Annotated in this window: 16 protein-coding genes; 11 read left to right on the top strand and 5 right to left on the bottom strand. The window is 63.2% G+C overall.

Annotated features, from left to right (window positions below; translation table 11 throughout):
• Window positions 1–37: 37 nt before the first annotated feature.
• Genes AC1DX6_RS12245 through AC1DX6_RS12230 form a run of 4 tightly spaced genes read right to left on the bottom strand, consistent with a single transcriptional unit; the run spans window position 38 to window position 3,205 of the window.
• A complete protein-coding gene (locus AC1DX6_RS12245; protein ID WP_477313515.1) occupies window positions 38–814 on the bottom strand; it encodes an SDR family NAD(P)-dependent oxidoreductase in 777 nt (258 codons plus the stop codon).
• On the bottom strand, window positions 814–1,869 hold the full coding sequence (locus AC1DX6_RS12240; RefSeq protein WP_477313513.1) for a phosphotransferase family protein: 1,056 nt from the start codon (window positions 1,867–1,869) through the stop codon (window positions 814–816). Before AC1DX6_RS12240 ends, AC1DX6_RS12245 begins: the two co-directional genes overlap by 1 nt.
• Window positions 1,866–2,393, bottom strand: a complete 528-nt coding sequence (locus AC1DX6_RS12235) for a MaoC family dehydratase (protein WP_477313511.1) — start codon at window positions 2,391–2,393, stop codon at window positions 1,866–1,868. Before AC1DX6_RS12235 ends, AC1DX6_RS12240 begins: the two co-directional genes overlap by 4 nt.
• Window positions 2,390–3,205, bottom strand: a complete 816-nt coding sequence (locus AC1DX6_RS12230) for an SDR family oxidoreductase (RefSeq protein ID WP_477313509.1) — start codon at window positions 3,203–3,205, stop codon at window positions 2,390–2,392. Before AC1DX6_RS12230 ends, AC1DX6_RS12235 begins: the two co-directional genes overlap by 4 nt.
• A gap of 127 nt (window positions 3,206–3,332) precedes the next feature.
• Here AC1DX6_RS12230 and AC1DX6_RS12225 point away from each other — a divergent pair, with 127 nt between their 5' ends.
• A complete protein-coding gene (locus AC1DX6_RS12225; protein WP_477313507.1) occupies window positions 3,333–4,574 on the top strand; it encodes an acyl-CoA dehydrogenase family protein in 1,242 nt (413 codons plus the stop codon).
• A 56-nt stretch (window positions 4,575–4,630) separates the two neighbouring features.
• Entirely contained in the window at window positions 4,631–5,668 is a 1,038-nt protein-coding gene (locus AC1DX6_RS12220; RefSeq protein WP_477313505.1) for a zinc-binding dehydrogenase, read from the top strand.
• A 16-nt stretch (window positions 5,669–5,684) separates the two neighbouring features.
• Here the strand turns inward: AC1DX6_RS12220 and AC1DX6_RS12215 are convergent, their stop codons facing one another.
• Entirely contained in the window at window positions 5,685–6,509 is an 825-nt protein-coding gene (locus AC1DX6_RS12215; protein WP_477313503.1) for a MurR/RpiR family transcriptional regulator, read from the bottom strand.
• A gap of 146 nt (window positions 6,510–6,655) precedes the next feature.
• On the opposite strand from AC1DX6_RS12215, the gene AC1DX6_RS12210 reads away from it, so the two are divergent.
• The 9 genes from AC1DX6_RS12210 (at window position 6,656) to AC1DX6_RS12170 (ending at window position 17,977) form a co-directional block, all read left to right on the top strand.
• On the top strand, window positions 6,656–7,474 hold the full coding sequence (locus AC1DX6_RS12210; protein WP_477313501.1) for an N-formylglutamate amidohydrolase: 819 nt from the start codon (window positions 6,656–6,658) through the stop codon (window positions 7,472–7,474).
• A gap of 19 nt (window positions 7,475–7,493) precedes the next feature.
• Window positions 7,494–9,035, top strand: coding sequence for an amino acid permease (locus AC1DX6_RS12205; protein ID WP_477313499.1), 1,542 nt, complete (start codon window positions 7,494–7,496; stop codon window positions 9,033–9,035).
• A 69-nt stretch (window positions 9,036–9,104) separates the two neighbouring features.
• Entirely contained in the window at window positions 9,105–10,661 is a 1,557-nt protein-coding gene (locus AC1DX6_RS12200) for an amino acid permease (RefSeq protein ID WP_477313497.1), read from the top strand.
• Window positions 10,662–10,746: 85 nt separating this feature from the next.
• Entirely contained in the window at window positions 10,747–12,117 is a 1,371-nt protein-coding gene (locus AC1DX6_RS12195; RefSeq protein ID WP_477313495.1) for a glutamine synthetase family protein, read from the top strand.
• Window positions 12,118–12,284: 167 nt separating this feature from the next.
• Window positions 12,285–13,673 carry an aldehyde dehydrogenase family protein gene (locus AC1DX6_RS12190; RefSeq protein WP_477313493.1) on the top strand — a complete coding sequence of 463 codons (1,389 nt, stop codon included), beginning with the start codon at window positions 12,285–12,287 and terminating at the stop codon, window positions 13,671–13,673.
• A 17-nt stretch (window positions 13,674–13,690) separates the two neighbouring features.
• Entirely contained in the window at window positions 13,691–14,863 is a 1,173-nt protein-coding gene (locus AC1DX6_RS12185) for an iron-containing alcohol dehydrogenase (RefSeq protein ID WP_477313491.1), read from the top strand.
• Between the two features lie 241 nt (window positions 14,864–15,104).
• On the top strand, window positions 15,105–16,211 hold the full coding sequence (locus AC1DX6_RS12180) for an ABC transporter substrate-binding protein (protein ID WP_477313489.1): 1,107 nt from the start codon (window positions 15,105–15,107) through the stop codon (window positions 16,209–16,211).
• 63 nt (window positions 16,212–16,274) lie between these two features.
• On the top strand, window positions 16,275–17,189 hold the full coding sequence (locus AC1DX6_RS12175; protein ID WP_477273299.1) for an ABC transporter permease: 915 nt from the start codon (window positions 16,275–16,277) through the stop codon (window positions 17,187–17,189).
• Complete coding sequence (locus AC1DX6_RS12170; protein ID WP_477313487.1) at window positions 17,186–17,977, top strand: ABC transporter permease; 792 nt, start codon at window positions 17,186–17,188, stop codon at window positions 17,975–17,977. The genes AC1DX6_RS12175 and AC1DX6_RS12170 overlap by 4 nt, the downstream gene beginning before the upstream one ends.
• The last annotated feature ends 11 nt before the right edge of the window (window positions 17,978–17,988 follow it).

The following is a 17,988-nucleotide window of genomic DNA, read 5'->3' as shown; positions in this document are numbered from 1 at the left end:
ACGGACAAGAGCACGGGAAGTTCCCAAACGGCATGCATCAGATTGCGCCGACGCCGCCATCCACGGCGAGCGCATGGCCGGTCATGAAGGAATTGGCGGGGTCGGCGGCAAACAGGATGGCGGTGACGATCTCGTCGACTTCGCCGACCCGCTTCATCGGCACGCCGCGCGTCAACTCGGCCAGCGCCTCGGCTTCCGGCGCGCCGGAGAGACGCACGAAGCCGTCGACCATTGCCGTTCTTGTGTGGGCCGGGCAGATGGCGTTGATGCGCACGCCCTTGGTGGCGTATTCGGCGGCCGCCGATTTGGTCAGGCCGACGACGCCATGCTTGGCGGCGGCATAGACCGAGAGTTTCGGGGCGCCGACCAGCCCGGCGACCGAAGCGATGTTGACGATGGCGCCGCCTTTGCCGGTCGCCTTGAACTGCCGTTCCATTTGCGGGATCTGGTGCTTCATGGCGTAGAAAACGCCAAGCAGGTCGATCTCCAGGACGCGGCGCGCTTCATTAGAGGCCACTTGCGGCAGGCGCACGAGGCTCTGAACGATGCCGGCATTGTTGACGGCGACATCCAGTCTGCCGAATTTTTCGACCGCCAGTGCCACCAGAGCTTCCGACACCGCTTCGTCGGCGATATTGCCGGCCAGTATCGCTGTTTCCGTATCGAGCGTGGCAGCGAGGCTTTCCAGCGCCGCGTGGTCGATGTCGGAAAGGACCAGCCGCGCGCCTTCGGCGGCAAAGCCCTTGGCCGCGCCGCAGCCGAGGCCGCCGGCGGCACCGGTGATCAGCACCGTCGCTCCGTCAAAACGGCCCATCACGTCTCCTCGTCGATCAGTTTCACGGCAAGGCCGGCGAGCAGCTTGACCGCTTGCGCATAGGTTTTGGCCTTTTCCGGATTGGAGGCGTTGCCGTCCAGCGCGCGTTTGTAGACGCCCTGGCAGATGGCAGCCAGCCGGAAGAAGGAGAAGGCGAGGAAGAAGGTCCAGTTGCCGATGCCGGCCAGCCCGCGGCGTTGGCAATAGGCAGCGACATAAGCTTCCTCGGAGGGCAGGCCGAGAGCGGCACGGTCGATGCCGCCAAGGCCGCGAAAGCCTGACGCGTGCGGCAGGCGCCATTGCATGCACTGATAGGCGATGTCGGCGAAGGGGTGGCCTGATGTTGACAGTTCCCAGTCGAGCACCGCCAGCACTTTCGGCTCACTGGGGGCGAAGATCATGTTGTCCAGCCGGTAATCGCCATGCACGAGGGATATCCGGCCGTCGTCGGCCGGCATGTGCGTCTCCAGCCAGGCGATCAGCCGATCCATATCGGCCACCGCTCCGGTTTCGGCGGCGCGGTACTGGCTGGTCCAGCGCGTCAGCTGGCGTTCGAAATAACTCCCCGGCCGGCCGAAATCGCCGAGCCCTGCCGCCTCGACATCGACATCGTGCAAGGCGGCAAGCGTCGCATTCATGGCATCGTAGATGGCGGCGCGCTCATCATCGCCTGAGGCTTCCGGCAGCGCCGGGTCCCAGAAGATGCGGCCATCGAGGAAGGCCATCACATAGAACATGCGGCCGATCGGCGAGTCTTCGCGGGACAGATGCAGCACTTCCGGCACCGGCACCGCGGTGCCGGCAAGCGCCTGCATCACCCTGAATTCGCGGTCGACCTGATGCGCGGATTTCAACAACTGGCCCGGCGGCTTGGCGCGCAGCACGTAGCGTCCGCTTGCGGCCGTCAGCAGGTAGGTCGGGTTCGACTGTCCGGATTTGAACTTTTCGATGGAACGAAGCCCGACAAAACCGGGGATTTCCGCCTCGAGATAAGGCGCTAGCGCTGCCTGGTCGAGCGCAAGCGCCGACGGGTCGAGCGCGTTCGGGTCGCTCATGCGGTCTCGGGCTGACGCTCGATCAGCGTCAGCGTCAGCCAGCGCGCCGTCAGTGCCGGCTTCTTCGAACCCTCGATCTCGATGGTCACATCATGCGCCGTCTGCACCCAGCCCGACGGCCGGACCTTGACGTCGGCCAGCACGAAGCGGGTGCGGATGCGCGCGCCGGTCTTCACCGGCGCCAGGAAGCGCAGTGAATCGAAGCCGTGATTGACGCCCATCTTGCCGTTTTCCAGCGGCGGCATGGTCTCGAAGGTCATGGCCGACAACAGCGACAGCGACAGGAAGCCGTGCGCGATGGTGCCGCCGAACGGCGTCTCGCGCATGGCCCGCTCGGGATCGCAATGGATGAACTGGTGGTCGTCGGTGGCGTCGGCGAACTGGTCGATCATGCGTTGTGACACCACCCGCCACGGCGAGACGCCGACTTCCTTGCCTACACTGGCCAGAAGCACATCGAGACTGATCGGTTCCACTGCGATGTCCTCCAATTCAGCCGCCGGCTTTCCGGTCGGTTGTATCATTCCTTGAACAGCGTCAGCCCATGCTGCACCGACTGCCCGCCATCGATCGGCAGGATGGCGCCGGTGACATAGCTGCCAGCACGGCTGCACAAATAGAGGGTTGCGCCGGCAATGTCATCCGGCGCGCCGATGCGGCCGATCGGAACATGGCCGCCGACATGTTTGGCCTGTTCCTCGCTGCCGGTGGCGAAAGCGGTCATCCGGCTCTGGAAAGGGCCGGGGGCGAAGGCGTTGACAGTGATGCGGCGGGCGGCGAACTCGATCGCCAGCGTGCGCGTCAGGTGGTGAACGGCCGCCTTGGAGGCGGTGTAGGAATAGGCGTCGTCGGCCAGCGGCTGGGTGCCCATCACCGAACCGAGATTGATCACCCGGGCCGGATCGGCATCGCTGGCGGCGGCATCGAGCAACGGCAGCAATTCGCGCGTCAGGTGGAAGACCGCCGTGACGTTGACGCCGAACACTTTTGCCCAGGCCGGGTAGGGAAACGTCTCTAGCGGCGCGCCCCATGAAACGCCGGCATTGTTGACCAGGATGTGCAGCCGTTCGGTTCGCGCCTTGACCTCGGCAACGAGGGCAGCGATGCCAGCCTCGCTGGAGACGTCGCCGGCAAAGCCCTCCGCCCGGCCGGCCGCGCCCAGCCCATTCAATGCGTCGGCGACCTTGATGCAATCCTCGCCCTTGCGCGAGGCGATCATCACGGTGGCGCCGGCTTTGACGAGTGCCGTTGCCGCCATGCGGCCGATGCCGGTTGCGGCCCCGGTGACCAGCGCGATCTTGCCGGCGACCGAAAACAGCTCGTCCAGATAGCTCATCGCAGTTCCTCCGCGCCTCTCCCCTCGCGGTCCGGGGCGAAAGGGCTCGCGTTGACAAGGCTACCCGAAGTACGGTCATCCTTGCCACGGGTAAAGTACCCAGATGTGCATGAAGGGTTAGCGACCGATGACGGAGATGAATCTCGGCATGACCGAGCGGCTGAAGCCGATCCACGCGCGCGTCACGGCGATGGTTCGCGACGAGATCATGCCGCTGGGCGAGGAATTCCTGGCCGAAATCGGCAAGGATGGCGACCGCTGGGTCTACACCGCGCGCCAGACCGAAATCCTCGAAGGGCTGAAGAAGACCGCGAAAGAGCGCGGCCTGTGGAATTTCTGGCTGACCGGCTCGGAGCGTGGCTACGGCCTCTCCACTGTCGAATACGCCTACCTCGCCGAAGAGATGGGCAAGGCCCATCTTGGCGCCGAAACCTTCAATTGCTCGGCGCCCGACACCGGCAATATGGAGGTGCTGGAACGCTACGGTTCGGTGGACCACAAGAAGGCGTGGCTGGAGCCGCTACTCGAGGGACAGATCCGCTCGGCCTATCTGATGACCGAGCCGGATGTCGCCTCTTCCGACGCCACCAACATCGTCATGCGCTGCGAACGGCAAGGCGACGACTATGTGCTGAACGGCGAGAAATGGTGGGCGTCGGGCGCCGGCGATCCGCGCTGCGCCATCTACATCGTCATGGTGCGGACCGGTGGTGACGGCGAGCCGCAGCACCGCCGCCATTCGATGATCCTGGTGCCTTCCGAAGCAAAGGGCGTGACCAAGGTTCGGGCGATGCAGGTCTATGGCGACGACGACGCGCCGCACGGGCATATGCATCTCAGGTTCGACAATGTGCGGGTGCCGGCCTCGAACCTGATCCTCGGCGAGGGCAGGGGTTTCGAGATCGCGCAAGGGCGGCTTGGGCCCGGCCGCATCCACCATTGCATGCGCGCCATCGGCCAGGCCGAGATGGCGCTGGAGATGCTGTGCCAGCGCTCGGTGCGCCGCGAGGCGTTCGGGCAGAAGCTGGCGAAGCTGGGGGCCAATTTCGATATCATCGCCGAATGCCGCATGGAGATCGAGATGGCGCGGCTGCTTTGCCTCAAGGCTGCGTGGATGATCGACCAGGGCGATGCGCGGGCCGCCGCGCCTTGGATCAGCCAGATCAAGGTGATTGCGCCGCGCGTCGCGCTCAGGGTTACCGACGAGGCGGTGCAGATGTTCGGCGCGCAGGGCATTAGCCAGGACACGCCGCTGGCACGTTCATGGACGCATCTGCGCACACTGCGACTCGCCGATGGACCCGATGCGGTGCATCGCCGGCAGGTGGCGCGCACCGAGCTGAAGAAGTACACGCAAGAAAAGGTTTGAGCGGCTGCTCAGCTGGCCGCGTTGCGACGTTCTGGCGGTAACCAAGGAGTACCCCGATGGCCATCCCATCCGAGATGAAGGCGTTGCTGCTGACCGGCGACGGTTACACCAGGACGCCGAGCGGCAGCGTGCTGGAGGCGATGGAACCCTATCTCCAGCCCGGCAGCATCGCTGTGCCGGCGCCGGGGCCGACACAGGTGCTGATCAAGGTCAGTCTTGCCTCGATCAATCCGTCCGATGTCATGTTCGTCAAGGGCATGTACGGCCAGCCGCGCGCCAAGGGTCAGCCGGCCGGCTTCGAGGGTGTCGGTACCGTCGTCGCCAGCGGCGACGAGCCTTATCCCAAAAGCCTGATCGGCAAGCGCGTCGCCTTCGCCACCGGCGTCACCAACTGGGGCTCATGGGCCGACTACGCCGTTGCCGAGGCGGCTGCGTGTATCCCGCTGCTCGACACGGTCCGCGACGAGGATGGTGCGGCGATGATCGTCAACCCGCTCACCGCGATCGCCATGTTCGACATCGTTAAACAGGAGGGCGAGAAGGCCTTCATCATGACTGCCGGAGCCAGCCAGCTCTGCAAGCTGATCATCGGTCTGGCGAAAGAGGAAGGGTTCCGGCCGATCGTCACCGTGCGCCGCGACGACCAGATCCCGCTCTTGCAGGAAATCGGCGCCGCCCATGTCCTCAACGAGAAGGCGCCGGATTTCAAGGCGACGCTGCACGAGGTGGTCAAGGCCGAGCAGCCGCGCATCTTCCTTGACGCGGTGACCGGGCCGCTGGCGTCGACCATTTTCGACGTCATGCCGAAGCGCTCGCGCTGGGTCATCTACGGGCGGCTCGATCCCGACACGACAATCATCCGCGAGCCCGGCCAGCTGATTTTCCAGCACAAGCATATCGAGGGCTTCTGGTTGAGCGAATGGATGCGCCAGTTCCGCGACCGCCGCGGACCGGCCATCCTGGAGGCGCAGAAGCGGTTTTCCGACGGCCGCTGGTCGACCGACGTGACGGCGGTGGTGCCGCTGGCCGAGGCGATGGCAAAAGTTCCGGCTGAATTGGCCAAGCCCAACGGCAAGGTGTTCATCAAGCCGTAGACGGTTGGTTGCCTCGTTATCGCAGGCTTTCCAGTTCGCGGATGCGTTTGGCGCCGTCGGCCTCGAGTTGCCGGGTGACGGCGCCGATCAGCGTCTCGGCGACGACGAACAATGCCGCCGAGGAATCCCAGGCCGACGGCACGGCGGTGCGCCCGGCGATGACATGGCGGGCGAAGCGGGCGATCGGCGACAGCCACTGGTCGGTGAACAGCACGATCTGCACGCCGCGCTGGTGCGCCGTCTCGGCGAAGCGCACCAGGCTGTCCTGGTAGCGCCTGATGTCGAAGATCACCAGCACGTCGCGCTTGCCCATGTCGATCAGCCGGTCGCGCCAGATGCTCTCCTGGCCGGCAAGGTGATAGACGTCGGGCTGGATGATGGCGAGGTGGGCGGCCATGTAGCGCGCCAGCGGGTCGGTGAAGCGGCCACCGATCAGGAAGGTCTTGCCGCGCCGCTCGGCAAGCCTGGCCGCGATATCGGCAAGCTGCCTGTCGGAGAGATGCCGGAAGGTCTCGCGCATGTTGTCCAGCGTCGCTTCCAGCATCGGCGATATCGCACCGCTTGGGGAGGCCGGGTTGAGCGTGCGCGATGCCGGCGACTGCAACTGCGCCGCCAGTTCGTCCTGCAGCGACGACTGGAATTCGGGATAGTTCTGGAACCCCAGCCTGGAGACAAAGCGCAGGATGGTCGGCGACGATACGCCTGCGGCGGCCGAGAACTCGGCGACCGTCTTAAGCCCGATCAGCGGATAGTTGGCAATCAGCGTCTGCGCGGCACGGCGCTCGCCGGCCGGCATCGTGCCGATGCGGTCCGAAATCAGTTCGGCAATGCTGGAAATCATGGTTTTCCCCCGCCCTTGGCCCGGTCCGTCATGCTTCCCCGAAAACGCATTTGACAAAGCCTGACAAACTGTATGAAATCATCCACGGGGACGCAATGAGGCAAAATACGTAACATAAGATACAGCGCTCCCCAGGGGACGGCAGTATGGAGAGAGCACGGCCCGCCAGCCTTGCATCGTCTGATACCGTAAGGGTGACGAACCCCGGCGGGTCCAGCCCTTTCGTGCTGACCTGCGACCACGCTTCCAATTTCCTGCCGGCCGAATTCGGCACGCTCGGCCTGAGCGTAGAAGATCTTTCCCGCCACATCGCCTGGGACCCCGGCGCGCTGCCGGTGGCAAGCCGCATGGCTGAGGCGCTCGATGCGACGCTGATCGAAACCCGCATCTCGCGGCTCATCATCGACTGCAATCGTCCGCTCGACGCACCGGACCTGGTGCCGCCGGTCAGCGAGACGACGATCATTCCAGGCAATGCCGGCTTATCGGACAGTGAGCGCGCCGAACGGATCGCTTTGTCATGGCGACCGTTCCATGACACGATCGCCAACATCATCGACGACCGGCTGGCGCGCGGGCAGGAGACGCGGCTGGTGTCGGTGCATTCCTTCACCCCAGTCTACAAAGGCAAGAGCCGGCCCTGGCATATCGGCATCATTCATGATGACGACCGCCGGCTGGCGTCGCCGCTGATAGCAGCACTCCAGCGTCTTGCCGGCGTTACCGTTGGTATCAACGAACCCTATTCGCCGGCCGACCGCGTTTACTTCACCCTGGAGCGCCATGCGCGCTCGCGTGGCCTTGCCTGCGCAATGATCGAAATCCGCAACGACGAAATCTCCGGCGAGACCGGGCAGCGGAAATGGGCGGATCTGCTCACCGGCATTTTTTCTGATCTGGAACCCGAGGAGGCCAAGGGTTCCCGGCGACACGCAATGGGAAAATCAGTTCAATCGGCCAGCTAGAAACACGAGGGGAACGAAAATGGCAGGACCGGATACATCAGACCATGAGAGGTCGGAGGACGTAAAAACCCTCCATAGCATGGGCTATGCCCAGGAATTGGCTCGCCGCATGAGCGGCTTCTCGAACTTCGCGATTTCCTTTTCGATCATTTGCATTCTGGCGGGCGGCATCACGTCCTTCCCGCTGGCGATGGCTACCGGCAGTGGCTTCGAGGCGACCGTCGGCTGGGTCATCGGCGGTGTCTTTGCGCTTGTCGTGGCCGCGTCGCTTGGCCAGATCGGCTCGGCCTACCCAACGGCCGGCGGTCTCTACCACTGGTCGTCAATTCTTGGCGGGCGCGGCTGGGGCTGGGCTACGGCCTGGATCAACCTGCTCGGCCTGGTCTTCGTCGTCGCCTCGGTCAATGTCGGTGTCTATGCACTGTTTAAGGATCTCGTCTGGTCCGGCGTGTTCGGCCATGACGTCTCCGCCTGGGGGTATCAGGAGCAGGTGATCGGCGTTGTGATCATCACCGTCGCGCAGGCGCTGATCAACCATTTCGGCATCAAGCTCACCACCATACTGACGGATTTCTCGGGCTACCTTATTCTGGTCGTCGCCGTCGTGTTGACCGCAATGTTCCTGATCTGGGGCGCAAGCTGGGATTTCTCGCGGCTCACCACCTTCGTCAACAACACCGGTGATCCGGGCGCCGGATACGTTCCCACCGCACGGACGGCACTCGTCGCCTTCCTGATCGGCCTGCTCTACCCGCTCTATACGATCACCGGCTTCGATGCCTCGGCCCACACGTCCGAAGAGACCCACAATGCCCGCGTGGCGGTGCCGCGTGGCATGATCCATTCGGTTCTGTGGTCGCTGGTCTTCGGCTTTGCCATGGCTGTGTCGTTCGTGCTGGCCAGCCCCGATCTGGCAGCCACGGCCAAGGATGGCGCCAGTGCCTGGTTCAATCTCTTCAACAACCTGCCGGCACCATTCTGGCTGAAGAGCATCATTGCCATTGCGATCGTGCTGGCGAACTTCATCTGCGCGCTCGCCGGACTGACGTCGACCTCGCGCATGATCTTTGCCTTTGCGCGTGACGGCGGTCTGCCCGGGTCGTCGGTGTGGAAAACCGTCAGCCCGACATGGCGTACGCCGGTGGCGGCGATCTGGCTCGGCGCGGTGCTCGCGGTCGCAGCGACACTGTATTCGCCGGCTTTTGCCGCACTGGCCGCCGGCTGTGCATTGTTCCTCTACGTGTCCTACGCCATGCCGGTGGCGGCTGGCCTGCTTGCCGAGGGCAAGAGCTGGACCGAATTCGGTCCGTTCCGCCTCGGCATCTGGTCCAAGCCGTTCGCCGTCATCACGGTGCTTGGTGTTCTGGTCCTGATGTATGCGGGCATCCAGCCGCCATTCGACATCCTGATCAACTATGCCATCGGCCTGATCGTTCTGCTCGTGGTCCTCTGGTTCGGCATCGAGTCGCGCCGCTTCAAGGGCCCGCCGATCGGCGCCGACATTGCTCGCCGCGCGGCGGAGATCGCGGCCGCAGAAAAGGCCGTCGGCCAGACGGCGTAACGCAAACACACAATCGCCCGATCGGCTAAGGTCGATCGGGCGTCTAACAAAAATGAGGGGAATTCCGACATGACAACACCGGGTTATTCAGACGTTGATAAGGCGGAGGACGTAAAGGCCCTCCACAGCATGGGCTACGCCCAGGAACTGGAGCGGCGGCTAAGCCGCTTTTCGAATTTCGCCGTTTCCTTCTCGATCATCTGCATCCTGTCCGGCGGTATCAACTCGCTGGCGCAGGCAACGTCGGGCGCCGGCGGCATCGGCATCGGCATCGGCTGGCTGGTCGGCTGCTTCGTCTCGCTGACCTTCGCGGTCGCCATGTCTCAGATCAGCTCGGCCTATCCGACGGCCGGCGGCCTCTATCACTGGGGTTCGATCCTCGGCAATCGCGGCACCGGCTGGGTCACGGCCTGGCTCAACCTGCTCGGACTGATCACCGTGCTGGGCGCCATCAATGTCGGCACCTGGACGTTCTTCATCGGCGCCTTCGGACCGACGCTCGGCATCGAGGGCACGCTGACCAACCAGATGATCTTCCTGGTCATCATCACCGGCGCCCAGGCACTGATCAACCATCTCGGCATCAAGCTAACGGCGAAGCTGACCGACTTTTCGGGCTATCTGATCTTCTTCGGCTCGATCCTGATCGCGGTTGTCTGCCTGTTCTCTGCCGAGACTTGGGACTTCAGCCGGCTCTTCACCTTCCACAACTACTCAGGTGAGGCCGGCGCCAGCGTCTGGCCGTCGGTCTCGAACGCCTGGGTGTTCGCGCTCGGCCTGCTGCTGCCGATCTATACGATTACCGGCTACGATGCTTCGGCGCATACCTCGGAAGAAACCATCAAGGCGGCTTCCTCGGTGCCGCGCGCGATGGTTATGTCGGTGATCTGGTCGGCGGTGTTCGGCTATCTGTTCCTGGCCGCCTTCGTGCTGATGATCCCGAACATGGACGACGCCGCCAAGCAGGGCTGGAACGTGTTCTTCTGGGCCTTCGACCAGCGTGTCGGCACGGGGCTCAAGGAGTTCGTCTATCTCGTGGTGTTCATCGCCCAGCTGCTGTGCGGTCTCGCGACCGTCACCTCGGCTTCGCGCATGATCTTCGCCTTCTCGCGTGACGGCGGCCTGCCAGGCTCGGCGGCGCTCGCCAAGGTCAGCCCGACCTACCGCACGCCGGTGGCGGCGATCTGGACGGCATCGATCCTGTCGGTGCTGTTCGTCTGGGGATCGACGCTGGTTTCGGTTGCCGGCACCTCGGCCTACACCATCGTCGTGTCCTGCACCGTCATCTTCCTGTTCCTGTCGTTCACCGTTCCGATCGTGCTCGGCATGCTGGCCTGGGGCACGCCGAAGTGGGACAAGATGGGGCCGTGGAACCTGGGTCGCGGCATCTTCATGCTGTTCGGCGTTCTCTCGATCATCTCGATGATCCTGATCTTCGTCATCGGCATCCAGCCGCCGAACGACTGGGCGCTGTACATCACCGTCGGCTTCTTCATCCTGACGGCGATCGTGTGGTTTGCTTTCGAACGCAACCGCTTCCAGGGCCCGCCGCTCGGCGACATCATCGCGGCCCGCCAGGCGGCGATCAAGGCAGCCGAACAGGCGGTCGGCGAAACCGGCAACTAACGTCAACCATCACGGCCATGGCCGGCCTCGCGCCGGCCATGGTTTCATTTACCCCTCAATCGACCAGCGCTGGAGTGCCAAAGGAATGGCCGGAAATTTCTCGTTCGATCAGTTGAAGAAAGCGGTCTCCAATGGCGAGATCGACACGGTGCTGGCCTGCATCGTCGACATGCAGGGCAGGCTCGCGGGAAAGCGTTTCCTCGCACAGTATTTCGTCGATTCCGCCCATGACGAGACGCATGGCTGCAACTATCTCTTGGCCGCCGACATCGATATGGAGCCGGTGCCGGGCTACAAGGCGGCAAGCTGGTCGAAGGGCTATGGCGATTTCGTCATGAAGCCGGATCTGGCGACGCTGCGGCGCATTCCGTGGCTGGAGAAGACCGCGCTGGTGATCTGCGACGTGCTCGACCACCACACCCATGACGACCTGCCGCATTCGCCGCGCGCCATGCTGAAGAAGCAGGTCAAGCGGCTCACCGAGCGCGGCTACATCGGCTACTTCGCCTCCGAGCTCGAATTCTATCTGTTCAACGAGACCTATGATTCCGCCCGCAAGAAGCACTGGCAGGGGCTCGACACGGCCTCGCCGTACATCGGCGACTACCAGATCGGCATCACCACCAAGGAAGAAGGCGTCATGCGCCGGCTTCGCAACGAAATGGAAGCGGCCGGCATCCCGATCGAAAACTCCAAGGGCGAGTGGGGCCCGGGCCAGGAAGAGATCAATGTGCGCTATGCCGAGGCGCTCGACATGGCCGACCGCCACGCCATCCTGAAGAACGGCGCCAAGGAGATTGCCGAGTCCGAAGGCAAGTCGATTTCCTTCATGTCGAAATACAATTACGGGCTCGCCGGCAATTCCAGCCATATCCACAATTCGCTGTGGAGCGCCGACGGCAAGACACCTTTGTTCTTCGACAAGAAGGCCGACTGGACGTTGTCGACGCTTGGCCAGCAATGGGCGGCGGGCCAGCTGAAATATGCCAAGGAGTTCACCTGGTTCCTGGCGCCCTACATCAATTCCTACAAACGCTTCCAGGCCGGCACCTTTGCGCCGACCAAGATCATGTGGAGCGAGGACAACCGCACCGCCGGCTTCCGCCTGTGCGGCGAAGGCACCAAGGGCATCCGCATGGAATGCCGCATCGGCGGCGCCGATCTGAACCCGTATCTCGCCTTTGCAGCGCTGATTGCCGCCGGCCTCGCCGGCATCGATGAGAAGCTGGAACTGCAGAAGCCTTTCGTCGGCGATGCCTATCAAGCCTCGCGCCTGCCGGAGATCCCGAAGACGCTTCGGGACGCCACCGAGACGCTGGCCAAGTCGAAGATGCTGAAGCAGGCGCTCGGCGACGACGTGCTCGAACATTACGTCCACACCGCGAAGTGGGAGCAGTTCGAATACGACCGCCGGATTACGGATTGGGAACTGCACAGAGGGTTCGAGCGGTACTAAGCTAGCCCGGAGCGCCCTTGCCCTCTCGCCGTGAACAACCGGGGCGCAGACGCTGGAGCTTCGCTCTTCTCCCCGTCACCATACGGGGAGAAGGTGCAGGCAGGCGGATGAGGGGCAGCGCCAAGCCATACGATATTCGATTGTTACAAAGTGCGAGGACTTAAAGAATGACCGAAACGGTCAAACTCAAATCACCTATTGATGGCTCGATCTATGCCGAACGGGCTGTCGCCACCGACCAGGCCATCAATGCCGCGGTCGAGCGGGCCAAGGCGGCGCAGGAGAAATGGGCGCTGACGCCGATCGTCGAGCGCGGCAAATATATGCTGGCCATGCTGGAAGCGCTGGTCGCCATGACCGACGACATCGTGCCGGAGATCGCCTGGCAGATGGGCCGTCCGGTACGCTATGGCGGCGAGTTCGGCGGCGTCAAGGAGCGCACCAACTATATGGTCGAGATCGCCGAAGCTGCTCTCAAGCCGGTCCTGGCCTCCAATCCGAAGGACGGGTTCCGCCGCTATGTGAAGAAGGTGCCGCTCGGCGTCGTCATGGTGATCGCGCCGTGGAACTATCCGTATCTGACCGCCGTCAACACCATCGTGCCGGCATTGATGGCTGGCAGCGCCGTCATCCTCAAGCATGCGGCGCAGACGCTCTTGGTCGGCGAACGTTTCCAGCAGGCTTTCGACAAGGCCGGCCTGCCCAAGGGGCTGTTCCAGAACATCGTCCTGAACCACAGCCAGACCGAGAAGCTGCTCGGTTCAGGCAAGATCGACCACGTCAATTTCACCGGCTCGGTCGGCGGCGGCCGCGCGATCGAAAAGGCGGCGGCCGGCACGTTCATGAGCCTCGGCCTCGAGCTTGGCGGCAAGGACCCGGCCTATGTCCTGCCCGACGCCAAGATGGACCATGCTGTCGCCAACCTTGTTGACGGCGCCTTCTTCAATTCCGGCCAATGCTGCTGCGGCATCGAGCGCGTCTATGTCCACGAGAAGGTCTATGACGAATTCGTCGAAGGCTTCATTGCCGAGACGAAGAACTATGTCGTCGGCAACCCGCTCGATCAGGCAACCACAATGGGGCCGATGGCGCAGGCACGCTTTGCCGATCTGATCCGTGAGCAGAAGGCCGAGGCGTTGCGCAAGGGTGCCAAGGCGCACATCAACATGAAGGTGGCCAACGACCAGGCAGGCTCGCCCTATCTGGCGCCGGAGGTGCTGACGCAAGTCGACCACCAGATGAGTGTCATGCGCGAGGAAAGTTTTGGCCCGATCGTCGGCATCATGAAGGTGCGCAATGACGAGGAGGCGATCGCGCTGATGAACGACAGCCCCTATGGGCTGACGGCCTCGATCTGGACGCGCGATACCGACCATGCGGCGGCGATCGGCGACCGCGTCGAAACCGGCACCGTGTTCATGAACCGCTGCGACTATCTCGATCCGGCGCTGGTCTGGACCGGCGTCAAGGACACCGGCAAAGGGGCTGCCCTGTCGGCCATCGGCTACGACAACCTGACCCGGCCGAAGTCGTTCCACCTGCGTGAAACCATCTGATTTTCTGAAAGACAAAAATGTCCAAGCTGACCTCGAAATGGAATTTCCCCACCACCGTCCGCTTCGGCGCCGGGCGCATCAAGGAACTGCCCGACGTGCTGGCGGCAACCGGCATCAAGCGGCCGCTGTTCGTCACCGATCCGGGTCTGGCGAAGCTGCCGGTCGTCGCTTCGACGCTGAAAATTCTCGATGATGCCAAGGTGCCCTACGGGGTCTTCTCCGAAGTGAGGCCAAACCCGGTGGAGTCCAACCTCACCGCCGGCATCGCCGTGTTCAAAAAGGGCAAGCATGACGGCGTCATCGCTTTCGGCGGCGGCTCGGCGCTCGATCTCGGCAAGCTGATCGCCTTCCAAGCCGGGCAGACGCGTCCGGTCTGGGACTTCGAGGATGTCGGCGACTGGTGGACGCGCGCCAATTCGGATGCGATCGCGCCGATCATCGCGGTGCCGACCACAGCCGGCACCGGGTCCGAGGTCGGCCGCGCCGGTGTCATCACCAATGAGGCGACCCACACCAAGAAGGTGATTTTCCATCCAAAGCTGCTTCCGGCGATCGTCATTGCCGACCCCGAACTGTCGGTCGGCATGCCGGGTTTCATCACCGCCGGCACCGGCATGGACGCGCTTGCCCATTGCCTCGAAGCCTATTGCGCGCCGGGTTATCATCCGATGGCTGACGGCATTGCCGTGGAAGGTGTGCGGCTGGTCTTCGAAAACCTGCCGAAGGCCTATGCCAACGGCAAGGATCTCGTTGCCCGCGCCCACATGATGAGTGCGGCCGCCATGGGCGCCACCGCCTTCCAGAAGGGGCTGGGCGCCATCCATTCGCTGTCGCATCCGATCGGCGCGCTCTACGACACCCACCATGGCATGACCAATGCCGTGTTCATGCCCTATGTGCTGGCCTTCAACCGGGACTCGATTGAAGAGCGGATCGCCCGGCTCGCCGCCTATTGCGGCATCAAGGGCGGGTTCGACGGCTTCGCCAAGGCGGTCATCAAACTGCGCAAGGAGTTGAAGGTGCCGCATGCGCTGCCCGGCCTGATCAAGGGGCTCGACATGGACAAGAAGCGCAAGGGCTTGATCGCCGATATGGCGGTGGTCGATCCGACCGCCGGCGGCAACCCGGTCAAGCTGACCAAGAAGGCGGCGCTGACGCTGCTGGAAAACGCCATCGCCGGCACCGTCTGAGGCGGATTTGGTGCCGAAAATTGAATTGGAAAACGAGGGGAAAGGAAAGGGGAGAGGGCGAAAGGCAGGCAGAAACTAGTTAGCCGGAAAAATAATCGCGGGGCGATTGCTACGACCGGTTAAAAAGAGTTTACTTTTTCGTACTGCGGGCGCCGGTTTCACAAAGCTTTCATCTGGCTGTCACATGAAAACGATACCGCATCGCAGGCGTCCAACGGCGTCAGTTCAACGGAGAGAACACATGTTCAAATTCACGGGGAAAGTGCTTTCCCTTTCGGCCGCGACCCTTTTTGCGTCGTCGGCGATTTCGTCCGCAGCTTCGCTGGACGATCTCGTCAAGGCCGCGAAGGCGGAAGGCCAACTCACCACCATCGCCCTGCCGCATGACTGGTGCGGCTATGGCGCCGTCATCGACGGCTTTAAGGCAAAGTATCCTGAGATCACCATCAACGAACTCAACCCCGATGCCGGCTCCGGCGATGAGGTCGAGGCGATCAAGGCCAACAAGGACAACAAAGGGCCGCAGGCGCCTGACGTCATCGACGTTGGCCTGTCCTTCGGTCCGACCGCCAAGGCCGACGGCCTGATCCAGCCCTACAAAGTGTCGACCTGGGACTCGATCCCCGACTCGGCCAAGGATGCCGATGGGTTCTGGACCGGCGACTACTACGGCGTGCTGTCCTTCCTGGTAAACAAGGACCTCGTCAAGGAATCGCCGGCTGACTGGGCTGACCTGCTGAAGCCGGAATTCGCCAACACCGTGGCGCTTGCCGGCGACCCGCGCGCCTCGAACCAGGCCATCCAGGCCGTCTACGCCGCTGGCCTTTCCGGCGGCGCTGCTGCCGGCGAACCTGCCGGCACCGCTGGCCTCGACTTCTTCAAGAAGCTCAATGCCGCCGGTAATTTCGTGCCGGTCATCGGCAAGCCGGCGACCCTGGCTCAAGGCCAGACGCCGATCCTGGTGACCTGGGATTACAACGCACTTGCCGGCCGCGACACGCTGAAGGGCAATCCGCCCGTCGACGTCGTCGTGCCGAAGACCGGTGTCGTCGCCGGCGTCTACGTGCAGGCGATCAGCGCTTTCGCACCGCATCCGAACGCTGCCAAGCTCTGGCTGGAGTATCTCTACTCCGACGAAGGCCAGATCGGCTGGCTGAAGGGCTATTGCCACCCGATCCGCTTCAACGATCTTGCCAAGAACGGCAAGCTCCCGGCGGACGTGATGGCCAAGCTGCCGCCGGCCGAGGCTTACACCGCTGCGGTGTTCCCGACGCTCGACGAGCAGGGCAAGGCGAAGGAAGCCGTCACCAAGAACTGGGATGCCGTCGTCGGCGCCAACGTCAAGTAAGGCATCAAGCCAACCGGGCGGCCTCGCGGCCGCCCGGTGTTCATCGGAGACGGTAGCCGGCGCATGACAGATCTCTCGCTTTCCGATCACGCAGTTGCCGGGAAGACCGCACCCCCAAGCGAGGCGCGCGCATTGCGACTGCCGACGCAATGGCTCGGCGTTGCGCCATTCTTCATCTTCGCCATCATGTTCCTGATCTTGCCCACGCTCTATCTGATGCTGGGCGCATTCCAGAACGATGCCGGCGAATTCACGTTGGAAAACATAGCGGCACTGGCGCAGCCGTCGATTGTCGCCGCCTACTGGATCTCGCTCAAGGTCAGCCTTTCCTCGGCGCTGATCGGCGCCTTCGCGGGTCTCGCCATCGCCATCGCCATCGTGCGCGGCGGCCTGCCGGAGTGGATACGCTCGGCAACGCTAACCTTTTCCGGCGTTGCTTCCAATTTCGCCGGCGTACCGCTGGCCTTCGCCTTCCTCGCGACACTCGGACGGCTCGGCCTCGCCACGGTGCTCCTCAACACCGTGTTCGGTCTCAACATCTACGCACACGGCTTCAACATCCTGTCGTTCTGGGGTTTGACGCTGACCTACGTCTATTTCCAGATTCCGCTGATGGTGGTCATCATCACGCCGGCGATCGACGGCTTGAAGAAGGAATGGGGCGAGGCCGCCGCGACGCTCGGCGCCACCCAGGCGCAATACTGGCGCATGGTGGTCATCCCGGTGATCTGGCCGAGCTTCCTCGGCACGGTCATCCTGCTCTTCGCCAATGCATTCGGCGCCATCGCCACCGCTTATGCGCTGACCGGCTCCTCACTCAACATCGTGCCGATCCTGCTCTATGCGCAGATCCGCGGCGACGTGCTGCACAATGCTCATCTCGGCTATGCGATCGCCTTCGGCATGATCGTCATCACCGGGCTGGCCAATGTCTTCTACATCTGGTTCCGGACGCGTTCGGAAAGGTGGCTGAAATGAAGTCCGGCAGATTCTGGGCCTGGGTCGTCTTCGCGCTTGGCGCGGCCTATTTCTTCATCCCGCTGATCGCGACGGTGGAATTCTCGATGCGCATGCGGCGTGGCGCCTATTCCTTCGACGCCTATCAGATCGTGCTTGGTGACCCTCGTTTTCAGGCGACCTTTGGCTACTCGGTGCTCGCCGCCGTCTTCACCATCATTCTCGGTGTGCTGATCGTGGTTCCCGCCGCCTACTGGATCCGGCTGCGCCTGCCGCAACTGCGGCCCATCGTCGAGTTCATCACGCTGCTGCCGCTGGTCATTCCGGCCATCGTTATCGTCTTCGGCTATATCAGGATGTACGGTTCGAATTCGCCGCTGCCATTCCTGGCGACCGACATGGGTACCAATGCCTTGCTCGTCATCGGCTATGCGATGCTGGCACTGCCCTACATGTACCGCGCCGTCGACACCGGCCTTCGCACCATTGATGTCAGGACGCTGACCGAAGCGGCGCAGATCCTTGGCGCCGGTTGGGGCACGATCATTGGTCGAGTGATCCTGCCCAATGTGCTGATCGCGGTGCTGTCGGGCGCCTTCCTCACCTTCGCCATCGTCATTGGCGAATTCACCATGGCCAGCCTGCTCAACCGGCCTGCCTTCGGTCCCTATCTGCAGAACGTCGGCGCCAACCGCGCTTATGAGCCTGCGGCGCTTGCCATCATCGCGTTCGCCATTACCTGGGGCTGCATGTCGCTGATCCAGATCCTGTCCCGCTTTGCGCCGAGATCGGCGAACCGCCCAAACTGATCGACAAAGTA

Source organism: Mesorhizobium sp. P2_C4, assembly GCF_056404575.1.
The sequence above is the reverse complement of the archived record's forward strand: the minus strand, read 5'-3'. Positions and strand labels throughout refer to the sequence as shown.